Source organism: Lacinutrix jangbogonensis, assembly GCF_000797445.1.
GTDB classification, from domain to species: domain Bacteria; phylum Bacteroidota; class Bacteroidia; order Flavobacteriales; family Flavobacteriaceae; genus Lacinutrix; species Lacinutrix jangbogonensis.
Genome location: NZ_JSWF01000014.1, coordinates 115,462 through 141,115, shown reverse-complemented (window position 1 = coordinate 141,115; position 25,654 = coordinate 115,462). Strand labels below are relative to the sequence as shown.

General features: G+C 33.1%; 23 protein-coding genes. 7 read left to right on the top strand and 16 right to left on the bottom strand.

What is annotated here, in order from left to right:
- Positions 1–11 precede the first annotated feature (11 nt).
- Entirely contained in the window at positions 12–1,814 is a 1,803-nt protein-coding gene (locus tag RH82_RS17555; RefSeq protein WP_052158144.1) for a hypothetical protein, read from the bottom strand.
- A 34-nt stretch (positions 1,815–1,848) separates the two neighbouring features.
- Positions 1,849–2,331: a T9SS type A sorting domain-containing protein gene (locus RH82_RS01275; protein ID WP_156112380.1), complete on the bottom strand. Its 483-nt coding sequence runs from the start codon at positions 2,329–2,331 to the stop codon at positions 1,849–1,851.
- A gap of 462 nt (positions 2,332–2,793) precedes the next feature.
- On the opposite strand from RH82_RS01275, the gene RH82_RS01270 reads away from it, so the two are divergent.
- From RH82_RS01270 to RH82_RS01245, 6 genes are all read left to right on the top strand, one after another.
- Positions 2,794–3,309 carry an SRPBCC family protein gene (locus tag RH82_RS01270; RefSeq protein ID WP_034057412.1) on the top strand — a complete coding sequence of 172 codons (516 nt, stop codon included), beginning with the start codon at positions 2,794–2,796 and terminating at the stop codon, positions 3,307–3,309.
- A 132-nt stretch (positions 3,310–3,441) separates the two neighbouring features.
- Complete coding sequence (locus tag RH82_RS01265) at positions 3,442–3,705, top strand: hypothetical protein (RefSeq protein ID WP_034057411.1); 264 nt, start codon at positions 3,442–3,444, stop codon at positions 3,703–3,705.
- A 186-nt stretch (positions 3,706–3,891) separates the two neighbouring features.
- Positions 3,892–4,050 (top strand): hypothetical protein, encoded by a 159-nt coding sequence (locus RH82_RS01260; RefSeq protein ID WP_156112379.1) that lies wholly within the window; start codon positions 3,892–3,894, stop codon positions 4,048–4,050.
- A 264-nt stretch (positions 4,051–4,314) separates the two neighbouring features.
- Positions 4,315–6,168: a tetratricopeptide repeat-containing sensor histidine kinase gene (locus RH82_RS01255; RefSeq protein ID WP_034057409.1), complete on the top strand. Its 1,854-nt coding sequence runs from the start codon at positions 4,315–4,317 to the stop codon at positions 6,166–6,168.
- A 111-nt stretch (positions 6,169–6,279) separates the two neighbouring features.
- Entirely contained in the window at positions 6,280–6,924 is a 645-nt protein-coding gene (locus RH82_RS01250) for a response regulator (protein WP_034057408.1), read from the top strand.
- Positions 6,925–7,026: 102 nt separating this feature from the next.
- Complete coding sequence (locus RH82_RS01245) at positions 7,027–12,054, top strand: Ig-like domain-containing protein (RefSeq protein ID WP_034057407.1); 5,028 nt, start codon at positions 7,027–7,029, stop codon at positions 12,052–12,054.
- Positions 12,055–12,204: 150 nt separating this feature from the next.
- On the opposite strand, the gene argS is transcribed toward RH82_RS01245, so the two are convergent.
- The 4 genes from argS to rimO form a co-directional block, all read right to left on the bottom strand.
- Positions 12,205–13,995 carry an arginine--tRNA ligase gene (gene argS / locus RH82_RS01240; protein WP_034057405.1) on the bottom strand — a complete coding sequence of 597 codons (1,791 nt, stop codon included), beginning with the start codon at positions 13,993–13,995 and terminating at the stop codon, positions 12,205–12,207.
- Positions 13,996–14,061: 66 nt separating this feature from the next.
- Entirely contained in the window at positions 14,062–14,997 is a 936-nt protein-coding gene (gene ctlX / locus RH82_RS01235) for a citrulline utilization hydrolase CtlX (protein WP_034057403.1), read from the bottom strand.
- Between the two features lie 28 nt (positions 14,998–15,025).
- The gene (locus tag RH82_RS01230; protein WP_034057402.1) at positions 15,026–15,580 is read right to left on the bottom strand and encodes a thioredoxin family protein; all 555 of its coding nucleotides are present in this window, start codon (positions 15,578–15,580) and stop codon (positions 15,026–15,028) included.
- A 24-nt stretch (positions 15,581–15,604) separates the two neighbouring features.
- Positions 15,605–16,912 (bottom strand): 30S ribosomal protein S12 methylthiotransferase RimO, encoded by a 1,308-nt coding sequence (gene rimO / locus RH82_RS01225; RefSeq protein WP_034057401.1) that lies wholly within the window; start codon positions 16,910–16,912, stop codon positions 15,605–15,607.
- A 323-nt stretch (positions 16,913–17,235) separates the two neighbouring features.
- On the opposite strand from rimO, the gene RH82_RS01220 reads away from it, so the two are divergent.
- Positions 17,236–19,200, top strand: a complete 1,965-nt coding sequence (locus RH82_RS01220) for a T9SS type A sorting domain-containing protein (protein ID WP_034057399.1) — start codon at positions 17,236–17,238, stop codon at positions 19,198–19,200.
- A gap of 117 nt (positions 19,201–19,317) precedes the next feature.
- On the opposite strand, the gene RH82_RS01215 is transcribed toward RH82_RS01220, so the two are convergent.
- From RH82_RS01215 to RH82_RS01170, 10 genes are all read right to left on the bottom strand, one after another.
- Positions 19,318–19,746, bottom strand: coding sequence for an SRPBCC family protein (locus RH82_RS01215; protein WP_034057398.1), 429 nt, complete (start codon positions 19,744–19,746; stop codon positions 19,318–19,320).
- A gap of 34 nt (positions 19,747–19,780) precedes the next feature.
- Complete coding sequence (locus tag RH82_RS01210) at positions 19,781–20,143, bottom strand: hypothetical protein (protein WP_034057396.1); 363 nt, start codon at positions 20,141–20,143, stop codon at positions 19,781–19,783.
- A gap of 230 nt (positions 20,144–20,373) precedes the next feature.
- Entirely contained in the window at positions 20,374–21,348 is a 975-nt protein-coding gene (gene ftsY, locus RH82_RS01200; RefSeq protein ID WP_034057393.1) for a signal recognition particle-docking protein FtsY, read from the bottom strand.
- A 368-nt stretch (positions 21,349–21,716) separates the two neighbouring features.
- The gene (locus RH82_RS18055) at positions 21,717–21,869 is read right to left on the bottom strand and encodes a DUF4295 domain-containing protein (protein WP_081979153.1); all 153 of its coding nucleotides are present in this window, start codon (positions 21,867–21,869) and stop codon (positions 21,717–21,719) included.
- A gap of 9 nt (positions 21,870–21,878) precedes the next feature.
- Positions 21,879–22,061, bottom strand: coding sequence for a 50S ribosomal protein L33 (gene rpmG / locus RH82_RS01195; protein WP_034057391.1), 183 nt, complete (start codon positions 22,059–22,061; stop codon positions 21,879–21,881).
- Positions 22,062–22,087: 26 nt separating this feature from the next.
- Complete coding sequence (gene rpmB, locus RH82_RS01190) at positions 22,088–22,324, bottom strand: 50S ribosomal protein L28 (protein WP_034057390.1); 237 nt, start codon at positions 22,322–22,324, stop codon at positions 22,088–22,090.
- Positions 22,325–22,402: 78 nt separating this feature from the next.
- Positions 22,403–23,650 (bottom strand): competence/damage-inducible protein A, encoded by a 1,248-nt coding sequence (locus RH82_RS01185; RefSeq protein ID WP_034057388.1) that lies wholly within the window; start codon positions 23,648–23,650, stop codon positions 22,403–22,405.
- Between the two features lie 154 nt (positions 23,651–23,804).
- Positions 23,805–24,146, bottom strand: coding sequence for a hypothetical protein (locus RH82_RS01180; protein ID WP_034057387.1), 342 nt, complete (start codon positions 24,144–24,146; stop codon positions 23,805–23,807).
- A gap of 1 nt (position 24,147) precedes the next feature.
- A complete protein-coding gene (locus RH82_RS01175; RefSeq protein WP_034057386.1) occupies positions 24,148–24,759 on the bottom strand; it encodes a fumarylacetoacetate hydrolase family protein in 612 nt (203 codons plus the stop codon).
- 114 nt (positions 24,760–24,873) lie between these two features.
- Positions 24,874–25,647, bottom strand: coding sequence for a 3'-5' exonuclease (locus tag RH82_RS01170; protein ID WP_034057384.1), 774 nt, complete (start codon positions 25,645–25,647; stop codon positions 24,874–24,876).
- Positions 25,648–25,654 lie beyond the last annotated feature (7 nt).

Sequence of the window (25,654 nt, the reverse complement as noted above, 5' to 3'; positions counted from 1 at the left end):
TAGTTTTGTTATTAGTTATTTTTAGAAATACAGTACCATACCATACCATCGAACAAAAAGGTTGCACCTTGATTTTGTGCTAAACTTAAAGCTACATTACCTGGAAGTAAAACCGACTGTGTTCCTGTGTTATGCGTTATGGTTTTTATACCTGCGCCGCTATTAAATACTGTAAACTGTTGCCCAGCAACTCCAGAGGTAAAACCATCTATAGTTTGATCAATAGCGTTATTGATATTAACTACCGTTTTATTTGTTACATCAATTTCAATATTTAGTGAGGTATCATCTGCATTTGCAGTAATACTATAACTTATGGTTTGAGTACTTAAGTTCCCGGATGCTTCTACACTTTGAAATTTTCCAGAACCTGCAACTTCAAGTTTAACAGAAGGTGCGCTGACTCCAATACCAACATTACCTGCATTAGTAATTACCATTTTTGTTGTATTCTGGGTTTGAAATGCAATTTCACCAGCGGTGTCTGCACTAGTATCTGCTGCAATGGTTGTATCATTAAGATTGGCAATACCACCTGTTCCTCCAGTAATTCCTGTAAGTCCAGAACCATCACCAACAAAACTTTGTGCTTTTACAGTTCCTAAAACTTCTAGTGTTGCACTTGGTATATTTGTACCAATACCAACATTACCATTACTAGCAATAAAAAAAGCATTATTTGGTGCTCCAGCACTAACTCTAAAAGGGCGTGTTGCATTAGTTATATCATTAATAGCAAAATGAGAATCTCCTCCGTTACTAGAATCGTTTATTTCTATTTGCCAATCGTTAGCAGGCATTGTTCCTGAAGGATCATCGCTATCATCAAATAAAATACGTAGATTATTCTCTTTTAATTTAAACGAATCTAATCCAAAGTCTTCGCCGTTTACAATATCGAAACCTACTCCTAAACTACGTTCAATGAGTACATCTGTACTGGTTGTAACGTCACCGTTTACAGTAGACCATTCTCCACCGCCTAAAACTACAGTGCTTCCGCTATTATTTACAAAACTAAATTTTCCATCACCTTGCGTAGCATCGTAAAACAACAACCCTGGTTCTGTTAATGTTGCTGGTACTCCACTAAATTTTATACCGCTACCCACATGCAATTTTGCAGCACCAAACGTCGTGTTATCTGGAACGCCAATACCAATATTTCCTTGGTTATAAAAGGCATTGTTATTAGATTTAGTCCATATAAAGTTATCGCCTTCCAAAGCTAAACCAGAAGTAGTCCCAAAACCTGGAAAAGCGGTTTTTGCTGAATTGACACCTACATCTGTAGATAATTGGTCTAAATCTATACTACTAGTAACCGTTATTAAGCCTAACTTATCTATTTGTGCTTGACTTATTGTGGTTGGTACATTAGTTAATGTTGTATAATCTGCTGTTTCGGCAAATCCTGCAACATTACTGTATAAGGCAAAAGGCGCACTTGTAATTTCGGCTACAGTTTCTAAAGTATAGTTTGTGCCGCCAGTTGCATCTGTTTCAGTTTTAATAAAATAAACTGCAGCTGTCCAATCTATAGTATTAAAATCTCCAGTGACAGAAGTTCCTGTTCCTATTTTTATTGTAGCCAATCCATTTGCATTGGTTGTTGGGTTGTGCGTTTCGTTATAAACTATTGTTCCAGAAGCGGATCCTGACAGAATACTCACTTGCATGCTAACATTTGTATTAATAACAAGTACATCTGAGGCATCTCTAATAACAACTTGGTATTGTAAGAACTCTGATACTTGGGAAAACGAAAGACTGGTAAACACCAGAAAAAGCGATAATGTAAAAAGTTTTTTCATGTTAATTATGGTTTGATATTGATTAGATATTGATTTAATTTTTTATAATTTTGAAGGTCTTCAAAATTTTACCGTCTATATCCTTCACCTTTAAAAAATAGGTACTTACAGGATAAGCACTCATTTCTACGGTAGTTTTAGAAGTGTTAATTTTTGAACTTTTAAGCAATTTTCCTTGTAAATCAAATAGACTATAAGTAGCATCTTTAAATTCTAAATTAGAAATTGAAAGATTTACAAAACTTACTGTAGGATTTGGATACACTAACATTTTAATGTTAGCAGTTTGTAAGTCTGTATCACCTAAAGTTGGCAAAGTAAAGATCTCAAAAGGTTGTTGTACGCCTTGGTTTAATAAACCAGAGCCGTCTGCTTTTTCTTGGGACACTTGCCCGATACTGTAACTAACGCTAAAATTAGCATCAGAGATATCTCCTCCTGATACAACAATTGCTTTTTGTGCATGAATAGACATAGAAAAAATGCCCGCGAATAATGTAATATAGATTTTTTTCACGTTGATTGAATTTTGGTTAAACTAATTATGTATTGAATTTTTGCTTTTATTGTTGTCTAAGGTAATACATCTTATATTTATAATCCTAAAAAACTAATGTTTAACAAAGTTGGAAAGCAGATTTTCAGCAATCTATACACAAATACGCTTTACAAGCCTTGTCTGTAAAATTCTGGAAATAGCTTGACTGATAATGTAGTTTTGGTTTGTGTTTTATATTGGTTCTAGAGTAATAAAAGTGAGTTGACTGTGTCAACTTTTTAGGCTAACTTCAATTACACGGGTTTTGTATCAGAATTAAAACAATTTCTGGCCAACTAAACAGAGTTTAAAATTGTACCTAATGAATAAATCACCTACATCATTGTATAAAGATAATACCTATTTTAGTACTTAATCAAATGCGCACTATTCCTATTCCCAAGTGTTAGAAGTTATAGCAAAAATCACTCAAATTCAATCATGAACAATCTAGCAAATACAATTACTATTACATTGGAAATTCAAATAGAAGCAAACATTAACTTTGTATGGAAATGTCTTATTGAAGACATTGGAAAATGGTGGAGAACCTATTTTTACACCAGTTCAAAGACTAAAGGTTTTAAAATTGAGCCCTTTGTAGGAGGTAGAATGTATGAGGATTATGGAGGTGATAACGGATTGCTTTGGGCAAATGTAATAGTATTGGATGCCCCTAACAATCTTGAGTTGAAAGGCCATCTTTCTCCAAGTTTTGGTGGACCTGCAATGAATTTTATGAAACTGTCTTTAAAAGAAAGTGAGGGAATAACGATTATGACTTTAACAGATACAACATTTGGTAACGTATCCGAGAGTACTAGAAATCAACTTTCTTCTGGTTGGAAAATGCTCTATGAAGATACTTTTAAAAAATATGTAGAATCTAATACACAATATTATGAAATATTTACCTGTTTTAATTCTAAGTCTTTTACTTCTGTTTTCCTGCTCTAAAAAAGAAGATAAACAAAATCAAGTGAAGCCAGCTGTTTTGCTAAAAAAACCATTACCTCGAATGAATCACTTGAAAACAAACCCATTAACAACAATGCATTATACGTAAAAGCTAAATTTTTAGAATTCTCGTTGGGAGATGCCGAACACTATTCATTTGAAAAGGAATCTGGTGAAATAATAGTTTTTGATGGTTGTGAAATTGACAACTTTGAATTTGGAATTGAGCTAGACGATTCAGAAAGCAACTTACAAAATCAAGGCTGGAACTCTAATAGTAAACTTCAAGGAAAATGGTTTAAACTAAATTACATCGAGAAAGAACAACCAATGTATTTTGATGGCCCAATGGGAACAGTAAGCATTATTAACAAAGCAAATCTTGATGAAAAATAAAACGAATAATACTACTTCACATATTTAATATTTGCATTTAAACGAAATAACAGTAATCAAACACATTAAACGAGATAATAAAAGCGATTTGACTTTATTAAATTCTTAGAGATCCTAAACGACAATAATAGAACATTAGGAAATAGCTTACTAGCTGTTGTGGTATTTGGAGATAAAGCTAAAACCATGCTTACTGGCAGACAAATTAGCGATCCTAGCGCGACACATATTGATATCCAATCCCAACGTTATGCCGATGGTGCTTTTAAAGACCTTGCGTATTATAGCGAAGATGTTAAAAAAAGAGCAAAATTAATCTATCATCTAGGTGACAATACACAATAACCTTTAAAAAATAAATTCTAAATAAAAGTGTGTGACCGAACAAATAGCATAGCCTAAACGAGATGTTTGAGGTGATTTAACGTTGTCAAATTTTTAGGTTAACTTCGTTTAACAATAGATAAAGTTCATTAAAACGATTTTTTATCAAAAAAATATTTTATGCTCTATATTAGAATCGGCTATAAGACTAAAAAAACATTTCTTTCTTTCTTAACACTTCTATTTTTTTTATCACTGTATTCACAATCTGACACATTAACTATAATGAAACATCTCAATGTTTCTAAGGCGTTTTATAATACTAATTTAGATAGTGCTGAGATATATGCTAATAAAGCAATAGAGTATTCAGAAAAAAATAATTTTTATAAAGGCTTGGGTTATGGGTATTCTAACCTCGGTATAATATATGAATATAGAGGAGAATACGCACAATCCATTCTAAATAACGAAAAGTCAAAAGAGTTTTTTATAAAAGGTAATCTAACAAAAGGGATTGCAATTTCTAATCAATATTTAGGTATTGGTTATTTTTATCTTTCGGAATACGAGAAATCTTTAACATACTATTTCGAAGCATTGAAATCATATGAAAAATTAGATTTTAAAGAGGGAATAGCAGGTGTAAATAATAATATTGGGGCTGTTTATGAATACCGTAAAGATTTTCCAGCAGCTCTAAAATTTTATAATAAATCATATCTATTAAAAAAGGAACTCCAGATTAATTCTTCATCATCATTAAATAATATCGCGAATGTTTATTGTGAGCAAGGTGATTTTGAAAAGGGATTGGAATATTTTCTAAAATCTGAAAAGGAAAAGTCTAAATTCAATAATAGTTCAGGAAAAGCAAGCCTTTATACAAATATTTCGGGCTGTTATATTGGACTATCAGAATTTAGTAAAGCTAAAAATTACATTCTAAAGGCAATAAAAATAGATACCACAAGAAATAACCTTTATGGATATTCATACGATTTACAAGTATATGGTGATTTAGAGAACGCAAGAAACAACAAACAACTAGCGCTAAATAAGTATTTGAAAGCTTACGAAATTGCTAAGTCAAAGGACTATTTGGATCTTCAAATAAATTGCACTTCAAAAATCAGCGATTTATACCTTAGTCTTGGTGATCATGAAAAAGCATTTCAGTTTCAAAATGAATCGTTGCAAATTAAAGACAAAGTTCATTTTCAAGAAAACAAAGAAGCCATTGCTAACCTAAATGTGGTATATGAAACTGAGAAAAAAACCCAAGAAATCGCTTTATTATCACAAGAAAACAAATTAAAAGATGTTACCATAGAAAGAAATAGAGCCGTTCGTTTAGCACTAATTTTAGGTTCGTTTTTATTACTACTAAGTCTATTTTTATTGTACAATCGGTTTCAGCTTAAAGCCAAAACAAATCAAATTTTAAATACTAAAAACAAAGAATTAAAAGAACTAAACGCAACGAAGGATAAGCTATTTAGTATCGTTGCTCATGATCTTAAAAATCCTGTTTCGGCATTTAAAACCCTAACTGAAAATATGAGTAAAGGTTTTGATAAAATACCGCAGAATATGTTGCTGAAATTAATATCGCAACTACGAGATTCTTCTACTCAATTATATGATGTTCTAACCAATTTATTAATATGGAGTAATAGTCAGCGAAATAATATTAAAGTTGATAAGATAAAAGTAATTCCTAAAATTTTAGTTGATGAAATTATTGGAATGTATCAAATAAACAGTAGTTCAAAATCAATTAAAATCACCAATAAAATTGATACAGAACTAGAACTGATTGCAGACAAGGAAATACTTCATACAGCTTTCAGGAATATTATAATGAACGCCATAAAGTTTAGTCCAGAAAATGGTAGTATAGAAATCTACAAAAAAGAAAATAGTATTATCATTGAAGATAATGGCATTGGAATGTCTGAAAAAGACATAAATAAATTGTTTGATATTACTAAAGATGTAGCATCTATAGGTGATTCTGCAGAAAAAGGAACAGGATTAGGCCTGCTGCTCTGTAAAGAACTTTTAGACAAAGCAAACATTAAAATAAAGGTTGAAAGCGCGTTAGAAAAAGGAACAAAAGTTATATTGATTTTTTAATATTATAATACTATCTTTATAATAATGAAACGAGCATGTAAAATGTTCAAGTTAAGAGAATGGTAAATAGCGAACAACATGTGTTACCCTTATAAATTATAACTTAAACACATGAAAGACCCAAAAATAAAAATAATTCTCGTTGACGACCATCAAATTGTAAGAGAAGGGTTTAAGTTAATATTACTACTCGATGACAGGTTTGAAACTATAGGTGAAGCAGAATCTGCTAATACTCTTTTTATACTTCTAAAAGAAAAAACGCCACATGTAATTGTGTTAGATATTTCTATGCCTGGATTAAGTGGCATAGAAATATGTAAACAAATAAAATCAATTACACCTTCCATTAAAATACTTTTTGTTACTGCAAATGTTGACACAACACATTTAAAAGCTGCTATTAAAGTTGGTGCTGATGGTTTTTTACCAAAAGACACTTCCTCTCAAGAATTTACCACAGCCATTACTGAGGTTGCAAAAGGAAACACCTATTTCAGCTCAAAAATAGCAGGTTTAATGGTGAAAGTTATGTCTCAAAATAGTTCAGATCCTGAAACAAAACTGACTTTACGAGAGCTAGAAATTGTTAAACAATTAGCAGACGGCAAACTGCAAAAAGAAATCGCATCTTCACTTTTTATATCTCCAAGAACAGTTGAGACCCATAAAAAAAACATCCAAACAAAACTTGGTATAAACACTACTGTTGATCTTGTAAAGTTTGCTATAAGAGAAGGCATTACTCTACTTTAACTCTCTTTCTACGGGATTTCCCGTAGCTATTTTTACGTAAAATCCCCGATTGATTTCATTGATTAGTTGTAAGACCTTTGAGCAAACCAAAATCGTTTAATCATGAAAACCAAAATTACTATTTCGAAAAGATTTTTTTTAACCTTTTTTACATGCTGTTTGTTTGCATTGTCAATAAAAGCGCAAACTGCTCCTGTTGTTGTTTCAACAGTTCCAGCACACAATGAATCAAATGCAATTAAAGGTGCTCCTATTATTGCAACCTTTGACCAGCCAATTCTGCCAAATCTTGCTGTCAAAAGAATTAGAGTTGAGAATGCAGATACTGGATCTACATTTGGTAGTTATGGTTTTTTGGATTCTCAGGTAGTAATTTCTGGAAATACTCTAACTCTTAATATAACATTACCTTTTGACACAGAATTTTGGATCAAAATAGATGCCGGGATGGTGAAAAATGCAAGTAACCAAACCAATCCAAACTATGGATATGCTTCTGGTTGGTTATTTTCAATGGAAAGTGACACTTATATTCCTATACTGCAGGCTATGAGCCCACCAGAAGGATCTGTAAATGTTTTTGAAAAGAACAATCTTTTACGATATTTTTTCAATGAAAAAGTTCAAGCAGGTACTGGAAATATCCTTGTTAAGAGAGTTGATGATGACTCCACTACGCTAAATATAGATGTAGCTAATCCTGCCAATGTTTCTGTAACTACATCTCCTCCTTATGAATTTATAGTGATACCAACGCTTGGTTTAGATTATAGTACAGAATATTATGTAGAAATCCCTTCTGGTGCAATTGAAGATTTAGCAGGAAATCCATTTGCGGGTATAGGGGATCCTCCTTTACCAGATCATGATTTTACAATGAGAGATGATCCAGATATGATAGCTCCTTTAGCCAATTCTTTTTCTCCTACAGATGGAGCAATAAGCGTAAGTACTAATACTAATTTAGTTATTAATTTTAATGAAGATATACAAATTGGAACCGGAACTATTTTTGTTCGAAATTCGTCAACATTAACAACGGTACAATCTATAAGTGTTGCAACAGCATCAATTATCGGTAATACAGCAACAATACCTTTAACATCAAGTTTAGCTCCATTAACTGGGTATTATATAGCAATATCTCCGGGTGTTTTCCAAGATATGGCTGGAAATGATTTTGCAGGAACATTAAATTCATCTACTTGGAATTTTACAACAATAAATTCAGATATAATCCCTCCAACAGCAAATGTATTTACTCCATTAGATAATGCTACAGGAGTAGATATAGCAACCAATTTGTCGCTTGTCTTTAGTGAACCTATTCAACTAATAGGCACTGCAATCTTAAAGGATTTTGGAGGTATGGTAATTCCTTCAGCAAGTACAGTATCTGGAAGTACATTAACAATTAATCCTACTTCAAACTTATTAAATAGCACTCAATACTATGTCGAATTAGCTAATGGTGAAATACAAGATTTAGCAGGGAATAATTATGTTGGGTTTAGCGGGAATACTACTTGGAATTTTACTACAGCAGTAGCAGTAGATGTAACAGCGCCAACCATAAGTAATTTGAATCCTTTAGATGACGCTACGGGAGTTGCAATTGACGCAAACCTTGTAATCACTTTTAATGAAAGTATCCAACTTAAAAACGGTACGCAGATTCAAATAAGAAATGGAAATGGCACCCTCAAAGAGAGCTTCGTTATCCCAAACGCAAACGTGACCTCATCTGGAAGCACAGTCACAATCAATCCAACTTCCGACTTTGCTAATAGTTCTGATTATTATATAAGCTCTTCCTTTTCTTTCGTTAGAGATTTGGCGGGAAATAATTTTGCTGGAATCGTTGGCGCCACTACTTGGAACTTTACAACTGTTGCGGCAGTAACAGATGTAACGCCTCCAACAGTAAATACATTTACACCATTAGATAATGCTACAGAAGTAAATATTTCAAACACTCTTACACTTACTTTTAATGAAACAATCCAACTCACAGGAGGAGCCGTATTAAAACAATTTGGAGGTGCAATAATTCCTTCATCGAGTGCTGTCTCAGGAAGTATTTTAACAATTAACCCAACTTTAGATTTAGCAAACAATACACAATATTATGTAGAAATTGCTAATGGTGTAATTAAGGATGTCGTAGGAAATAGCTATACCGGATTTAGTGGTAATTCTTCTTGGAATTTTACAACAGTTGCACCTGTAGATATAACCGCTCCATCGCCAATAACTTTTGTTCCTACCGATAATTCTACAGAAGTAAATATTTCAAACACTCTTACACTTACTTTTAATGAAACAATCCAACTCACAGGAGGAGCAGTATTAAAACAATTTGGAGGTGCAATAATTCCTTCATCGAGTGCTATCTCAGGAAGTATTTTAACAATAAATCCAACATTAGATTTAGCAAACAATACACAATATTATGTAGAGATTGCGAATGGTGTAATTAAGGATGTCATAGGAAATAGCTATACCGGATTTAGTGGTAATTCTTCATGGAATTTTACAACAGTTGCACCAGTAGATATAACCGCTCCATCGCCAATAACTTTTGTTCCTACCGATAATTCTACAGAAGTAAATATTTCAAACACTCTTACGCTTACTTTTAATGAACCTATTCAACTAATAGGAGAAGCAGTATTAAAACAATTTGGAGGCGCAATAATTCCTTCATCGAGTGCTGTCTCAGGAAGTATTTTAACAATAAATCCAACATTAGATTTAGCAAACAACACACAATATTATGTAGAGATTGCGAATGGTGTAATTAAGGATGTCGTAGGAAATAACTATACAGGATTTAGTGGTAATTCTACATGGAATTTTACAACTGTAGCAATGGCTGATGTAACAGCACCAACTATTACTAGTTTAAGTCCAGCCGATAATGCAACTAATGTCTCCTTATCTGCTAATCTAGTATTAACTGCGGATGAAACCATAGTTCGTCCTGTGTCCGGAAATATTATTATAAAAAACGGCCCAACTACAATAAGTACTATTCCTTATGGTGATGCATCTGTAGATTTCACTGGAGACGTAATGACTGTTACAGGAGCATTATCTAGTCTGAATTATAGTACAACTTATTGGGTAAGTGTAGCAGGTGTTAAAGATTTAGCTGGTAATATTCTTCCTGGAACAAATGCTGTTACTTGGAACTTTACCACGGAAGAAGAACCAGATATTACTGCTCCAATAGTCTCCAGCTTTTTACCATTGGACAATGCTACAGAAGTAAGCCTTACAAACACTCTTACGCTTACTTTTAATGAAACAATCCAACTCACAGGAACGGCCGTACTAAAACAACTTGGAGGAACAATAATTCCTTCATCAAGTTCTGTTTCAGGAAGTGTTTTAACAATTAACCCTGCATCAAGTCTAATAAACGGTACTCAATACTATGTAGAATTAGCAAGTGGAGTAATACAAGATTTAGTAGGTAATAATTATACAGGATTTAGTGGTAGTTCTACTTGGAATTTTACAACTGAAGTTTTTGTTGATGTAACAGCTCCAACTATTACTAGTTTAAGTCCAGCCGATAATGCAACTAATGTCTCTTTATCTGATAATCTAGTATTAACTGCGGATGAAACCATAGTTCGTCCTGTGTCCGGAAATATTATTATAAAAAACGGTCCAACTACAGTAAGTTCTATTCCTTATGGTGATGCATCTGTAGATTTCACTGGAGACGTAATGACTGTTACAGGAGCATTATCTAGTCTGAATTATAGTACAACTTATTGGGTAAGTGTAGCAGGTGTTAAAGATTTAGCGGGAAATATTCTTCCCGGAACAAATGCTGTTACTTGGAACTTTACCACAGGAGAAGAACCAGATATTACTGGTCCAATAGCATCCAGCTTTTTACCATTGGACAATGCTACAGAAGTAAGCCTAACAAACAATCTTACGCTTACTTTTAATGAAACAATCCAACTCACAGGATCGGCTGTACTAAAACAAATTGGAGGCGCAATAATTCCTTCATCAAGTTCTGTTTCAGGAAGTGTTTTAACAATTAACCCTACATCAAGTCTAGTACACGGTACTCAATACTATGTAGAATTAGCAAGTGGAGTGATACAAGATTTAGTAGGTAATAATTATGCAGGATTTAGTGGCAGTTCTATATGGAATTTTACAACTGAAATTTTTGTTGATGTAACAGCTCCGACTATTACTAGTTTGAGTCCAGCCGATAATGCAACTAATGTGTCCTTATCTGCTAATTTAGTATTAACCGCAGATGAAAACATAGTTCGTCCTTTGTCTGGAAATATTATTATAAAAAATGGCCCAACTACAGTGAGCATTATTCCTTTTGGAGATGCATCTGTAGATTTCACTGGAACTGTTATGACTGTTACAGGAGCACTATCTAGTCTTAATTACAATACAGATTATTGGGTTTATGTTGCAGGCATTACAGATTTAGCAGGTAATATGCTTCCTGAAACAAATGCCATTTCTTGGCGCCTTACCACAGGAGCACAACCAGATACTACCGCTCCAACAGTATCAAGTTATTTACCATTAGATAATGCTACAGGAGTAAGTGTTTCAAATAACCTTACGTTAACCTTTGATGAAAATATACAAATCCCTTTTGGTAGCGCAATGCTTAGGAACTTTAATACCAATTTAGAAATACTATCTTCAAGCTCAATATCTGGAAATCAATTAATTATTAATCCAATGGTAGATTTAGACGCCAATACTCAATATTATGTTGAAATAGCAGGCGGTATCATTCTAGATATGTCAGGAAATGCATATACTGGTTTTTTAGGAAGTAGTACTTGGAGTTTTACTACGGAATCAGTTTTAGCAACAGAGAATTTTAATTTAACTCAACATTTAAGTATCTTTCCTAATCCTACTTCTGGATTATTGAAAGTAAACATTTCGGATTATAACGAAGTCTATACGGTTGCTGTTTTTGATATGATTGGTAAGAAGGTTACTTCAAAAACGCTGAATAAAAACAAGAATCTATTGAATATAGAAAATTTACCATCAGGAATCTACTTACTTAAAGTTACTACACCTACCAAGAGTTATGTAACCAGAATAATAAAAAAGTAATAAAAACGATTAAACATTACTTTGACAACAACAAATTACAGAAAAATTAAATCCGAAATATCAATTTCATTTGTAGTTCTATATTAAGGTGAAAAAAATCCCAAACTTAAAAGCTTTGGGATTTTTTAATTATTAAAATATTTTCTAAACCTACATGCGCTCAGGAACACTAATTCCTAACAAGCCAAAGGCATTCTTAATCGTATTTGCAACCGCATGAGACAATTGCACTCTAAAGTCTTTTTCGACAGCATTATCTGTTCCTAAAATGGGTACATTTTGATAAAACGAATTAAACTCTTTTACCAACTCGTAAGTATAATTTGCTATTAAAGCTGGACTGTGGTTTTGTGCAGCGCTTTGAATTATTTCAGGGAAACCTTGTAGCTGTTTTAATACTGATTTTTCTTTGTCGTGTAATTTATAAGTCATCTCGAACACACTCGACGAGGAATCAGAACTACCTTTAGCCTTTCGTAAAATAGATTGTATTCTAGCATACGTATACTGAATAAAAGGTCCTGTGTTACCTTGGAAATCGATAGATTCCTTTGGATCGAACAGAATACGTTTTTTAGGATCTACTTTTAAAATATAATATTTTAACGCACCTAAACCAATCGTTTTATACAACTCTTGTTTTTCTTCTTTGCTGTAACCATCAAGCTTTCCTAATTCTTCAGAGATTTCTTTAGCTGTAATTGACATATCCGCAATAAGATCGTCTGCATCAACAACAGTTCCTTCTCTACTCTTCATTTTTCCACTAGGTAAATCTACCATTCCATAACTTAAATGAAATAGGTTTTTAGCCCAATCGAAGCCTAATTTTTTCAATATTAAAAACAAGACTTGAAAGTGGTAGTCTTGTTCGTTGCCAACAGTATAAACCATACCTCCAACATCAGGAAAATCTTTTATACGTTGTATTGCCGTACCAATATCCTGCGTCATATAGACTGCTGTGCCATCGCTACGTAATACTATTTTTTCGTCTAGACCATCTTCGGTTAAATCGCACCATACAGAACCATCTTCTTTTTTAAAGAACACACCTGTTTTTAAACCTTCGTCAACAAACTCTTTTCCTAATAAATAGGTTTGACTTTCGTAGTACAATTTATCGAAATCAACACCAAGGTTTTTGTAAGAAATAGCAAAGCCATCATAAACCCAGTTATTCATTTTATTCCAAAGCTCTAAAACTTTTTCATCACCTGCTTCCCATTTTTGAAGCATGTGTTGTGCTTCAATTAGAATTGGAGCTTGTTTCTTCGCTTCGTCTTCCGTTTTACCTTCAGCAATTAAAGCAGCTATTTCTTTTTTATATTCTTGATCGAACTTAACATAGTAATTACCAACTAATTTATCGCCCTTTAAACCTGTAGATTCTGGAGTTTCGGCATTACCATAACGCTGCCAAGCCAACATACTTTTACAAATATGAATACCACGATCATTAATTATCTGTGTTTTATAAACAGTTTTACCAGATGCTTTTACAATTTCGGCAACACTATAACCTAATAAATTATTACGTACATGTCCTAAATGTAACGGTTTATTTGTGTTTGGTGAAGAATACTCTACCATTACTGACTTATCATCGGTATTTGGTTTTGTAAAACCAAAAGTCTCTTCATCTTTAATAGTATTGAAAAAATTAATATAATGTACATCGTTAATTTCAATATTTAAAAACCCTTTTACTACGTTAAAGGCTTTTACTTCCTCTACATGTTCTAATAAAAAAGAGCCTATCGCTTGTCCTATTTGCACAGGATTTCCTTTTACCACACGTAACATTGGAAACACAACAACTGTAATATCTCCTGCGAATTCTTTACGTGTTGCTTGAAATTCTACAGTTTCTAAAGCTTTAGAATATATAGACTTTACAGCTTCTTTTATTTTATTTGATAGGATATTTTGAAGGCTCATTTTACTTTTATTTTTAAGGTTGCAAATATAGTGCATATAATTGCTGGAACTATTTTTTGTATTATTTTAAGCCTTAGGCAAAAACACCTCAGCCATCATACAGCGTGCACTTCCGCCACCACAAGCTTCAATCGTATCTAAAGAGCTAGACAGTATTTCACAATGCTTTTCTATACTCTTTATTTGAGTTTCCGCTAAAGAGTCGTATGCAGCTTGACTCATAATTAAATATAATTTATCGTCTTTACCTTTTACTTGTAACATGTTACCCGCAAAAGTATTGACTTGTGCTTCAGAAATTACTACGACTTCTTTACCATCTGCTTTAAGATTTTTGAGAACGTTTTTACGTTCTTTTTTATCGTCTATAGTATCTAAACAAATTACTGCAAACGTTTCCGCTAAACACATCATAACATTAGTATGATAGATCGCTTCACGTTTTCCGTTTACTGTTTGGTTTGCAGTAAAAACAACTGGAGTGTATTCAAAATCTTCACAAAATTCAATAAATAAACTTTCGTCTGCTCTAGGCGATAATGCACAATAGGCTTTTCCGTTTTTACGATCTAAGAGTAAACTCCCTGTACCTTCTAAAAAAACGTCTTCTTCTTCGGCTGTTGTATAGTCTATAATATCATTTATTTTAAAGCCTTCAGTTTCTAAAACATTAAAAACATCGTCTCTTCTTTCTAATCTTCTGTTTTCGGCAAACATGGGATACAAACCTACATTACCATTTTCATGAAAAGAAATCCAATTGTTTGGAAAAATAGAATCTGGTGTATCAAATTCCTTTGTGTCTTGCACAACAATAACGTGTATACCAACTGCTCTTAATTTTTCTACATAGGCATCAAATTCATGCTGTGCTTTTGTATTTACCGTTTCTGGCAAAGTATTATCTAATACTTTTTGATAGTAATTATTAACAGCTGTTTGTTCGTTCATTCTAAAACCGATTGGACGAATCATTAATATCGTATTAGTTGTTTGTTGCATTATTTAGATTTTTAAATTAGCGTTTCTATTACTTCCACTTAATACCGCAACCAATACTTGGTTTTTGATTGTCTAAAGGCGCTTTGTCATCTAAAACAGCATCTATAGCCTTGCGTAAAACTTCTCCCGTAACTGGTATACTATTTCCAGGTCGAGAATTATCTAGTAGTCCATGATATGTTGCTTTTAAATTGGCATCAAACACATAAAAATCTGGTGTGCATGCCGCATCATAAGCTTGAGCTACTTCTTGAGTTTCATCGTATAAATAAGGGAAAGGGTATTTTAAATTTACTGCAACCTGCTTCATTAATGCTGGTCTGTCTTGAGGATAAGTCTCGGCATCATTACTACTTATAGCAATAAAACCAATACCTTTTTCTAGATAATGGTTAGCAACTTTAACCAATTGGGTATTTATATGCACTACAAAAGGACAATGGTTACAAATAAACATAACGACAGTCCCTTTAACTCCTTTTAACTTTTGAAGATTTATAATTTGACCAGAAACAACATCTATCAAAGAAAACTCTGGAGCACCTGTTCCATTTTCGAAACGATTAGATTCTGTTAATGCCATAACACTATACTTTTAAGCAATCTTCTATTTAACTACTGCCTCTGCATACAAATCGAAATCTGCAGCTTCTGTAACTTTTACAGTAGCATATTCTCCTGTTTTCAAATACGTTGTTGATGCCTTTATTAACACTTCATTATCAACGTCTGGAGAATCGAATTCTGTTCTTCCAATAAAATATTCACCTTCTTTTCTATCGATAACGACCTTAAATTCTTGTCCTATTTTTTCTTGATTCAATTCCCAAGAAATCTGAGATTGAATTTCCATAATTTGATTCGCACGATCTTGTTTAACCTCTTGTGGCACATTGTCCTCTAAATTAAAAGCATGTGTATTTTCCTCATGAGAATACGTAAAACAACCTAAACGTTCAAAACGCATTTCGCGAACCCATTCTCGTAATTCTTCAAAATTCTCTTGTGTTTCTCCTGGATAACCAACAATTAAAGTGGTTCTAATCGTCATATTTGGCACAGTCTTTCTAAACTCTTTTAGTAGTTTCGTGGTCTTCTCTTTTGTAGTACCACGGCGCATACTTTTTAATATAGAATCGCTAATATGTTGCAATGGAATATCTAAATAGTTACAAATTTTAGGCTCACGATTCATAATATCAAGCACATCCATTGGAAAGCCTGTTGGAAAAGCATAGTGTAAACGAATCCATTCTATACCTTCAACTTTTACTAAGTTTTCAAGCAACTCTGCTAAGTTTCTTTTCTTATATATATCTAAACCGTAATACGTTAAATCTTGAGCAATAAGTATTAATTCCTTTACTCCATTTGCTGCAAGTTTCTCTGCTTCAATAACTAAATTTTCAATAGGTGTACTTTTATGTTTCCCACGCATTATTGGAATAGCGCAGAAACTACAAGGTCTGTCGCAACCTTCAGCAATTTTTAAATACGCATAATTTTTAGGTGTCGTTGTTAAACGCTCGCCTATTAATTCATGCTTATAATCTGCTCCTAAAGCTTTTAATAAACCTGGTAATTCTGTCGTACCAAAATATTGATCGACATTAGGAATTTCCTTTTGTAAATCTGGCTTATACCTTTCAGATAGGCAACCTGTTACAAACACCTTGTCCACATCACCATCTTCCTTTTTTTGCATGTATTCCAAAATGGTATTCACACTTTCCTCTTTGGCATTATTAATAAAACCGCAAGTATTAATCACCACAATATTACCTTCTTCTTCATGCACAACGTCTTTGCCACTGGCTTTAAGTTGTCCCATTAACACTTCGCTGTCGTAAACGTTTTTACTACAACCTAATGTTATTACATTGATTTTATTCTTTTTAAGTGACTTTGTACGCATATCTCAATTTTGGACTGCAAAGATACGTAATGATTTAGGATTTTAGTATTTGGTTTTGAAAGATAATATAAACAGTAAAATACTAATAATCATTTAAAATATTTAAAACAGATTAAAACTAAATTTCATGTATATTGTATTTTTGCTGTTTTTAAGCAACAGAGCACTTTAGTTCTCTATTTAATTTTTCAAATAACTAACCCATTTTTTATCTATTTTTTATGGCTTTTATCGTATAATTGTTGTTGAATTAAATTCACTATTACAATTGTAAGGAATTTAATTGCATCCTAACAAATCTTACTTAACAAACATAATTGACTATGAAGAAAACTACTTTTCCCTTTTTCAAAAGTATTTTTGCACTTTTCCTGCTAATGAGCGCCACAGGTTTTGCTCAAAATGTAGATATTATCCTTACGGTAGATTGGCCACAATGGTCCACCGAAAATAAAGTTGAATTTTACGATCCAGCTGGAATGCTATTGCAAACAATTGACAATGGCTATGATGGAGCTGGCCCTGCTGCAAATCCTTATAACGAAACTACAGTTGCAGTAAGTTATCCTGTAAATAGTAGTACTACTGCTGGATATTATGTAATTGTATATGATTTTTATGGTGATGGTTGGAATCAAGCTGGAAGCTTAACTATTACTGCTGACGGAGATACAGCTTTTACATTTAATGGTAGCTTTGATACATCTGGTACGAATACTCCAATATCGCAAACAATTTATTTTGCAGTAGAAGAAGCTCCTGCACCACCACCACCTTTCCCTGGAGTTTCTCAGTTTGATACAAGTGGAAACAACTATATTGAATACATTCGTGGAAACATGCCAATCATTATTTCTGCACCACATGGTGGAGTAATACAATCTGGAGAAACCATTGGAGGAACTTTTTATCCTGACAATGACAGTGCTTTACCAGATAGAAATTGTGGTGGAAGCGATGTAAGAGATGATAACACAGATATTCTAATTCATGAAATACAACAATCTGTATTCGATCAAACAGGATGTTATCCATATATTATTATCAATAACTTACACAGAAGCAAACTAGATCCTAACAGAGAATCTACAGAAGCTACTTGTAGCGATACTGATGCTTTATTCTATTGGAATGCATATCATGACTTTATTGATGATGCAAGTAATAGGGTAATGAATACATATGGAAAAGGTTTATATATTGATTTACACGGACAAAACCACGGGATTCCTAGAATTGAAGCTGGATACAATATTTTGGCTGCTGATTTGAACAATACAACTGCAAATTATTTAAATACGGTGTCTAACTCTACAATTACAAACTTAGTAAGCAATAATGTAGGTGGATTGACACAAGAAGAATTGGTTCGTGGACCAAATAGTTTAGGTGGTATTTTTCAAGATACTGGCGGCGTTTTTTACCATGCTCAAGGAAATTCAAGTTGTGGAACAACAAGTGGTTACCGCACAGTTCCAAGTGATTATGACCAAGGTAGTTTTGATGCCTGTGATGATACACGTCCCAATAACAATGCATACTTTGCTGGAGATTACTATAGTAATATGCGTCACGGATCTGGCCCAGCAGCAGGTGATGGAGTTGGCGGCGGTGGAACAATCGACGGAATTATGACAGAAGTAAACAGAAGAGTACGTGATTTAGGAACGTATAACGGAAATGTATATGATACACGACCACAAACATTAGTTCCTTTTGCAGATGATTATGCTATAGTAATTAAAAACTATATTGACTTACACTATAATGATTTTGCAACGTTTAGCTATACCGCAAATACGTATGCAACTGGCGGTGCAGATCCTACACCAACAAAAACACCTAGTGTATCTAGTGTATTTACAGCAACACCAGCAGGGTTATCAATCCATGAAGGAACTGGAACAATTGATTTATCAACGTCTACAGCTGGTTTGTATGAAATAACACATGCCATTGGTGTTGCTGGTGGTGCTGGTCTTGGCACTTGTAGTGTATATAGTTTAACTACGATGATAACAATTACAAATACATTAAGTACACCTGATGTTTCAGAAGCTACTTTTGCAATGTATCCAAATCCAACAACTGGAAAACTACAGATTGAATCAACACAAACAATTTCGAAAGTAATTGTCTACAATTTAATTGGTCAGCAAGTAAAAACTTTTAACATGGAAGCGGATCAAAACTCAATTGATATTAGTGAATTAAAAATAGGAAGTTATTTTGTAAACGTACAAAGTCTTTCTGGAAACACATATACGAAACTTATTGTGAAGAAGTAATTCGGATCAAAGTAATAATTCTAAATCTTGAAAAAGCCTCGCAATTGCGAGGCTCTTTTTATTTAATATATTTTGAGCTGCAAAGATAGCAATGAAAAGAGATTTAAGATTTAGGAATTAATCTCGCTCTTGAAATGGTACGACAACTCCTGTTTCTAGATATTTTTTCAAACCTTTTAACAACAAAGCCCAACAATAAGATGTGTTACGAAACTCATGATTGTTTTCTTGCCAATCTTTGTGAGTAAACTCCATTAATGTTCCGTGTTCGTGGTCTTTTAATTCGAAACCAAAAGTTGTTGGATTCCAATCTTTATCAGAACTAGTCATTTTCAAATAGAATGATTCGTTTGATTTTACATGAGAAACTTCACAAAACCAATTGTATATATCTGTGAAGTTTAAGTTGTATTCTACTCCTAATTCTGGTTTACCTGAAGATTTTAAAGTCCACCAATTATTAAGATGTTCGGGTTGAGTGAATGCGTTGAAAACGTTTTCTTTTGAAGTTTTGATTACTAGGTCGAGTTGGATTTTATGGGTCATGGCTATAAAACTATGAAAAATTAATTTAAAGCTCTTAATTATTATTTTCCTTAAACAAATTGATTTCGTTTTTAAGTTTTTCCATATCAGACCTAATCAAAGGTTTAAGTTTGAACTTACCAACTTTACTTAAATAATCTTCAGCTTCATTAATATTTTTGCGTTCAAATTCCACTTTAGCTAGATTCAATAATACAATTGACGTATCATTTTTAGTTCTCAAACCAATATTTAAGGCATCATTTAATTCTGAATAACTTACTTCCCAATCTTTTTTATTGATTGCTATTAGACCTTTAGCGCAATGATAATAATTTTTTTGAGATTTACTTAAAGTATTGGGGTTTTTAATTTTAAAAAGTAATTTTTCTGCTTTATCATATTTTTCTTTTTTCAATTCGTTAAAAGCTGCATAAACAGTTCCAGATTTGAACTATCCATATATAAAAAGACCAGCAGACAATAACAACATTGACATACTTAAGAAGTCATTATTGAAAAAAAAGAAAAAAGCCATTACTAAACTAAGCACAACTAATAATACTCTTATAGCAGGTGTAAACATAATTTATTCGCTTTTTTTAGTCTTAAATCAATTAATAAGACTTCAGAACTCCCTTGAATTTATTACTTAAAGAAGCTATCCACAAACTCATGCTTATTAAAGACTTGTAAATCTTCAAGACCTTCACCAACACCAATATATTTTACAGGGATTTTAAATTGGTCACTAATACCAATAACAACTCCACCTTTTGCTGTTCCATCTAATTTGGTTACTGCAAGTGAAGTTACTTCTGTGGCGGCTGTAAACTGTTTTGCTTGTTCGAATGCATTTTGTCCCGTAGAACCATCTAAAACCAATAAAACGTCGTGTGGCGCATCTCCAATTACTTTTTGCATAACACGTTTTACTTTAGTTAACTCATTCATTAAGTTAACCTTATTGTGTAAACGTCCTGCTGTGTCAATAATAATAACATCTGCATTTTGGGTCACTCCAGATTCTAAAGCATCGAAAGCAACACTTGCTGGATCAGATCCCATATTTTGACGTACCATTGGCACATCTACTCTATCTGCCCAAACTTGTAATTGTTCTATTGCCGCTGCTCTAAACGTGTCTGCAGCACCTAAAACAACAGTTAACCCTTGCTTTTTAAATTGGTAAGCCAACTTACCAATAGTTGTTGTTTTGCCAACGCCATTTACGCCAACAACCATTAATACATAGGGTGTTTTTGTTCCGTCTGCTTGTGGTGCTAATTTTGGGATCGTGTATTCTGTATCTTCACCAGAATTGGTTTCACTTAATAAGCCTGCTATTTCTTCGCGAAGGATTTTATTAAGTTCGTCTGTTCCTAAATATTTATCTTTTGCTACGCGCTCTTCAATACGTGTAATTACTTTAAGCGTTGTATTTACACCAACATCACTGGATACTAAAACCTCTTCAAGGTTATCTAAAACGTCTTCATCTACTTTAGATTTTCCTGCTACTGCTTTACTAAGTTTACCTAAAAAGCTTGTGCTCGTTTTTTCTAGACCTTTATCTAATGTTTCCTTTTTTTCTGAAGAGAATATTTTTTTAAAAAAACTCATTTTTGTTGTGCGTTGTGTTTTGTTTAGTTGTAAAGCTAAAGCCTTACTTAATGTGCGTTAGGGATTAGAACGGCATCCTTTTGCTTTTTTCGCAAAAGATACAGTGGAAAGCCCGACCTTTAGGTAATGCCATAATTGTAATAACAATAGTTAAGCCTTTTTAACAAAACTGCTATTTTGTCACTAATAATTGTAAAGTAACACAATATTTTGGAATTATTGAATATATTTTATTGTCGCATAAAAAATCCCGTTGTAAAAACGGGATAATTTAAAAGGTATCTTTTGGTAAGAATCAAAAGACTGTATCATTAAAAAAGCCGCTTTCTATAAGAAAGCAGCTTAAAATATTATATAAGAAGTAAAATCTATTTCTTGTTTAAGAAATCGTTTACTAATTCTGGCGCCATGATTTTTTCAACAAACATGTAAGCTCCTGTTTTTGGAGACTTTTCCATTCTTATTGCTTTTGATAATCTTTTTGACGATGTCTGTAAAGACGCTACGGTTTTCTTTGCCATGGTTCCTTATTATTTAATTTCTTTATGAACAGTCATTTTCTTCAAGATTGGATTAAATTTCTTAATCTCCATTCTATCTGGTGTGTTCTTTTTATTCTTAGTTGTAATATAACGAGAAGTTCCTGGTTGTCCAGATCCTTTGTGCTCTGTGCACTCTAATATTACTTGTACTCTGTTTCCTCTTTTTGCCATTTTCTTATTCCTTTATAGCTTGGCTATTATTTTATAAATCCTTTAGCTCTTGCATCTTTTAACATTGCCACGATACCAATCTTGTTGATTGTTTTTAAAGCAGATGTAGAAACTTTTAAAGTTAACCACTTATCTTCTCCAGGTATGAAAAAACGTTTTTTGATTAAATTAGCGTCAAATGTACGCTTAGTTCTATTCTTTGCATGCGATACGTTGTTTCCAACCATTGCTTTCTTTCCTGTAAGTTCACAAACTCTTGACATTACTTATAACTTTAAATTGTTATTAAAATTCGAGGTGCAAATATAGAAAATGTTTTAGTATTGACAATCTGTTTTTTGTCAATTTTTCAAAATTTCTTTTTGAAGCAGTTCTAAAGCCTTATTTACCGCCTTGTTTATTACTCTTACCCTATTGTTCCCAAGTTCAAATTTTTGAGAAAAAACACCTTTTTTGGTTGCTAATGCAATAAAAACAGTTCCAACTTCTACCTCAGAATCGCCTTTTGTAGGTCCAGCATTTCCAGTTGTTGCCATTGCATAATCCGAATGGTATAGTTTTCTACATTGTGTTGCCATAGCCTCTGCAACTTGAGCACTAACTACAGAATGCGCTTTGATTATAGTTTCCGAGACGCCTAAAACATCAATTTTAGTTTGTGTTGCGTAAGTTACCATCGCGCCCTTAAAATAAGATGATGCTCCTGCGTGTTGCGTAAAAGTTTCTGCTAATTTTCCTCCTGTACAACTTTCTGCAATAGAGAGTGTTTGGTTGTTTTTAGTAAGCTGATTTGCTATTAAAACTTCTAAATCTCCATCTTCTTCAAACCCAGTAAAGACTTCTTCAATTAATGGTAAAACGGTTTGAATTTGTTTTTCCATTTCATTATTCAGCTCTTGTTCGTCGAAACCTTTTCCAGAGAGTCTTAATCTAACTTTTCCTAAATTTGGCAAATAAGCTAGCTTAATATAGCTAGGTAAACGGTCTTCCCAGTCCTCTATTTTTGCTGCCAACATACTTTCTCCCATACCATAAGTAAGAAGCGTTTTATGCACAATAAATGGTCGTTTGTATTTTATTTTTAACTTCGGAAGTACTTGTTCTTCCATTAATGCTTTCATTTCAAAAGGAACGCCTGGCATTGAAATAAATACTTTATTATCTTTTTCAATCCACATGCCTGGAGCACTACCAACTAAATTCATTAACACTTTTGCTTTTGATGGCATAAGTGCTTGATCTAAATTTACTTGCTGAATAGTTTTTTTGACGTAATCGCGCCACAACCTTGCAATATTCTCTGTCACGGAAGCGTCTCGAACCAGTGTATCGCTAAAGTATTCGCAAATGGTATGCTTTGTAATATCATCCTTAGTTGGCCCTAAACCACCTGTAAGTATAATAATATCTACATTCGCTTCGGCTTCTGCCAATGCTTTTAAAATATGTTGTTTATCGTCTTGAATGGAAGTTATTTGGTAAACAGAAACACCAATACTATTGAGTGCCTTACAAATAAATGCGGAATTAGTATCTATAATTTGCCCAATGAGAATCTCGTCTCCAATGGTAATAATTTCAGCTTGCATATTTTGAACGCTTTAAACTTTAAAAAATAGCCCTTTTACAAACACTTTACTGTTTTTTATCTTTACGAAACAATGCTATGCCACTCTAAAAAGAGTTCTAGGGATTACAAAACTACTAATTTTCACTAAAACCTTAAAAATTTAAACGCCTTCATTATAAATTGAAATCACTTTTAATTTCGGTTGCCGCTCTTTCTACAGCCGCTAACACTTCTGCTAATTGTGCAGAGACATCCTCTCCTACTTTTTCTAATCGCCCCCAATCTTGTACTTCAATTAATTTATCAAGTACACCCAACTCAAAAACATCTATGGTTGGTTTCATTTTATGGGCAGTTTGGTAGGTTTGGAGCATATTTTTACTTTCGAAAGCTTCCTTTAACACAATAGCATCCGCCGGTACTTCATCTAAAAAAGCTCCGGCTAAGGCTAAGATAAAATCTTCATCGCCTTCTGCTAATTCTCTTAATCGATGTAGTTTATAATGCTTTTCCATATTATTTTACTTTAATAGAAAATAACGCTATATTTTCTATGTACCCATTTAACTTATCGTTAGCAACGACCTTACCAACTCCTGCTGGTGTTCCAGTAAAGATAACGTCTCCAATCTTTAAAGTGAAATATTTTGACACATATTCGATGATCTCATCTATTTTCCAGAGCATTAGACTTGTATTTCCTTGTTGCACGAGTTCATCGTTCTTTTTTAAGCTAAAATTTAAATTATTTAAATCTTTAAATTCCGTTTTAGATAACCAATCTCCTATTACTGCAGATCCATCAAAAGCTTTTGCTTTTTCCCAAGGTAAACCTTTTGCTTTTAATTGCCCTTGTAAATCTCGTGCTGTAAAGTCTATACCTAGTCCTATTTCACTGTAATACTTATGCGCGAACTTTTTATCGATATATTTGCCAACGCGGTTTATTTTTACTAAAACTTCCACTTCGTGATGCACATCGTTAGAAAATTCTGGTATAAAAAATGGTTGTTTCTTTAGCAAAATTGATGTGTCTGGTTTTAAAAACACTACTGGATCTGTAGGCTTTTCATTTTCCAACTCTTTAATATGGTCTGTGTAGTTTCTACCTATGCAAATTAATTTCATATTTTTGAGAATAAAGAGTAAAGACTGCTTCGCTGTTAGAACAAGGACGCTTACTCTTATGTTTGTAATAAGAGAGCAGTCTTGCTTCTAGACTCTATTCTCTCTTCGTTTTTTTTAAATCTTATTATTAAACGCACGTAATTTAATCGCTGTCAATACCTTTTTTGTATACAAAGGGAAATCTGCATTTAATAGCCATCCAAAATAACCTGGTTCTTTGTCTAACACGTCTAACACTTTTTTATTTTTATGTTTCCCAAAACTAAAACACTCTTCGCCTTCTTCATTATAATTTATAAAACCTGCAAAATCAGCAAACTTTTTATGCGAACTAAATTCTGCCAAAAACTTAGCGTCATTCTCTAAATCCTCATAACGATCTAATTGTGCTTTTAAAACTTCGTAAGTTGCTAAAGTATCTGCTTCTGCAGTGTGCGCATTTTCTAAACTTTTATCGCAATAAAATTTATAGGCTGCTCCAAGCGTACGTTTTTCCATTTTATGAAAAATGGTTTGCACGTCAATAGCGACTCTTCCTTTCATATCAAAATCCATATCTGCACGGAGCATTTCTTCGGCTAGTAACGGAATATCAAAACGGTTAGAATTAAACCCTGCTAAATCGCAGTCTTTAGTCATTAGGCTAATCTCTTTTGCTAATTCCTTGAATGTTGGTTCGTTTGCTATACGCTCGTCTGTTATACCATGAATAAGTGAAACTTCTGCTGGAATAGGCATTTCTGGATTTACCAACCACGTTTTACTTTCTTTATTTCCGTTTGGAAAGACTTTTAATATAGAGATTTCTACTACCCTGTCCTTAGAAATATTTATTCCTGTGGTTTCTAAATCGAAAAAGCAAACTGGTTTTGTGAGATTTAATTGCATCTATTTA

Excerpts from the sequence above, each read along its gene's own strand:
- RH82_RS01230 (WP_034057402.1), bottom strand. The coding sequence starts at position 15,580 with ATGGCATTAACAGAATCTAATCGTTTCGAAAATGGAACAGGTGCTCCA.
- RH82_RS01215 (WP_034057398.1), bottom strand. The coding sequence starts at position 19,746 with ATGACCCATAAAATCCAACTCGACCTAGTAATCAAAACTTCAAAAGAA.
- RH82_RS01255 (WP_034057409.1), top strand. The coding sequence starts at position 4,315 with ATGAAACATCTCAATGTTTCTAAGGCGTTTTATAATACTAATTTAGAT.
- RH82_RS01185 (WP_034057388.1), bottom strand. The coding sequence starts at position 23,650 with ATGCAAGCTGAAATTATTACCATTGGAGACGAGATTCTCATTGGGCAA.
- RH82_RS18055 (WP_081979153.1), bottom strand. The coding sequence starts at position 21,869 with ATGGCAAAGAAAACCGTAGCGTCTTTACAGACATCGTCAAAAAGATTA.
- RH82_RS17555 (WP_052158144.1), bottom strand. The coding sequence starts at position 1,814 with ATGAAAAAACTTTTTACATTATCGCTTTTTCTGGTGTTTACCAGTCTT.
- RH82_RS01245 (WP_034057407.1), top strand. The coding sequence starts at position 7,027 with ATGAAAACCAAAATTACTATTTCGAAAAGATTTTTTTTAACCTTTTTT.
- rpmB (WP_034057390.1), bottom strand. The coding sequence starts at position 22,324 with ATGTCAAGAGTTTGTGAACTTACAGGAAAGAAAGCAATGGTTGGAAAC.
- RH82_RS01260 (WP_156112379.1), top strand. The coding sequence starts at position 3,892 with ATGCTTACTGGCAGACAAATTAGCGATCCTAGCGCGACACATATTGAT.
- RH82_RS01170 (WP_034057384.1), bottom strand. The coding sequence starts at position 25,647 with ATGCAATTAAATCTCACAAAACCAGTTTGCTTTTTCGATTTAGAAACC.
- RH82_RS01220 (WP_034057399.1), top strand. The coding sequence starts at position 17,236 with ATGAAGAAAACTACTTTTCCCTTTTTCAAAAGTATTTTTGCACTTTTC.
- RH82_RS01270 (WP_034057412.1), top strand. The coding sequence starts at position 2,794 with ATGAACAATCTAGCAAATACAATTACTATTACATTGGAAATTCAAATA.
- RH82_RS01175 (WP_034057386.1), bottom strand. The coding sequence starts at position 24,759 with ATGAAATTAATTTGCATAGGTAGAAACTACACAGACCATATTAAAGAG.
- RH82_RS01250 (WP_034057408.1), top strand. The coding sequence starts at position 6,280 with ATGAAAGACCCAAAAATAAAAATAATTCTCGTTGACGACCATCAAATT.
- argS (WP_034057405.1), bottom strand. The coding sequence starts at position 13,995 with ATGAGCCTTCAAAATATCCTATCAAATAAAATAAAAGAAGCTGTAAAG.
- rimO (WP_034057401.1), bottom strand. The coding sequence starts at position 16,912 with ATGCGTACAAAGTCACTTAAAAAGAATAAAATCAATGTAATAACATTA.
- ctlX (WP_034057403.1), bottom strand. The coding sequence starts at position 14,997 with ATGCAACAAACAACTAATACGATATTAATGATTCGTCCAATCGGTTTT.
- RH82_RS01180 (WP_034057387.1), bottom strand. The coding sequence starts at position 24,146 with ATGGAAAAGCATTATAAACTACATCGATTAAGAGAATTAGCAGAAGGC.
- ftsY (WP_034057393.1), bottom strand. The coding sequence starts at position 21,348 with ATGAGTTTTTTTAAAAAAATATTCTCTTCAGAAAAAAAGGAAACATTA.
- rpmG (WP_034057391.1), bottom strand. The coding sequence starts at position 22,061 with ATGGCAAAAAGAGGAAACAGAGTACAAGTAATATTAGAGTGCACAGAG.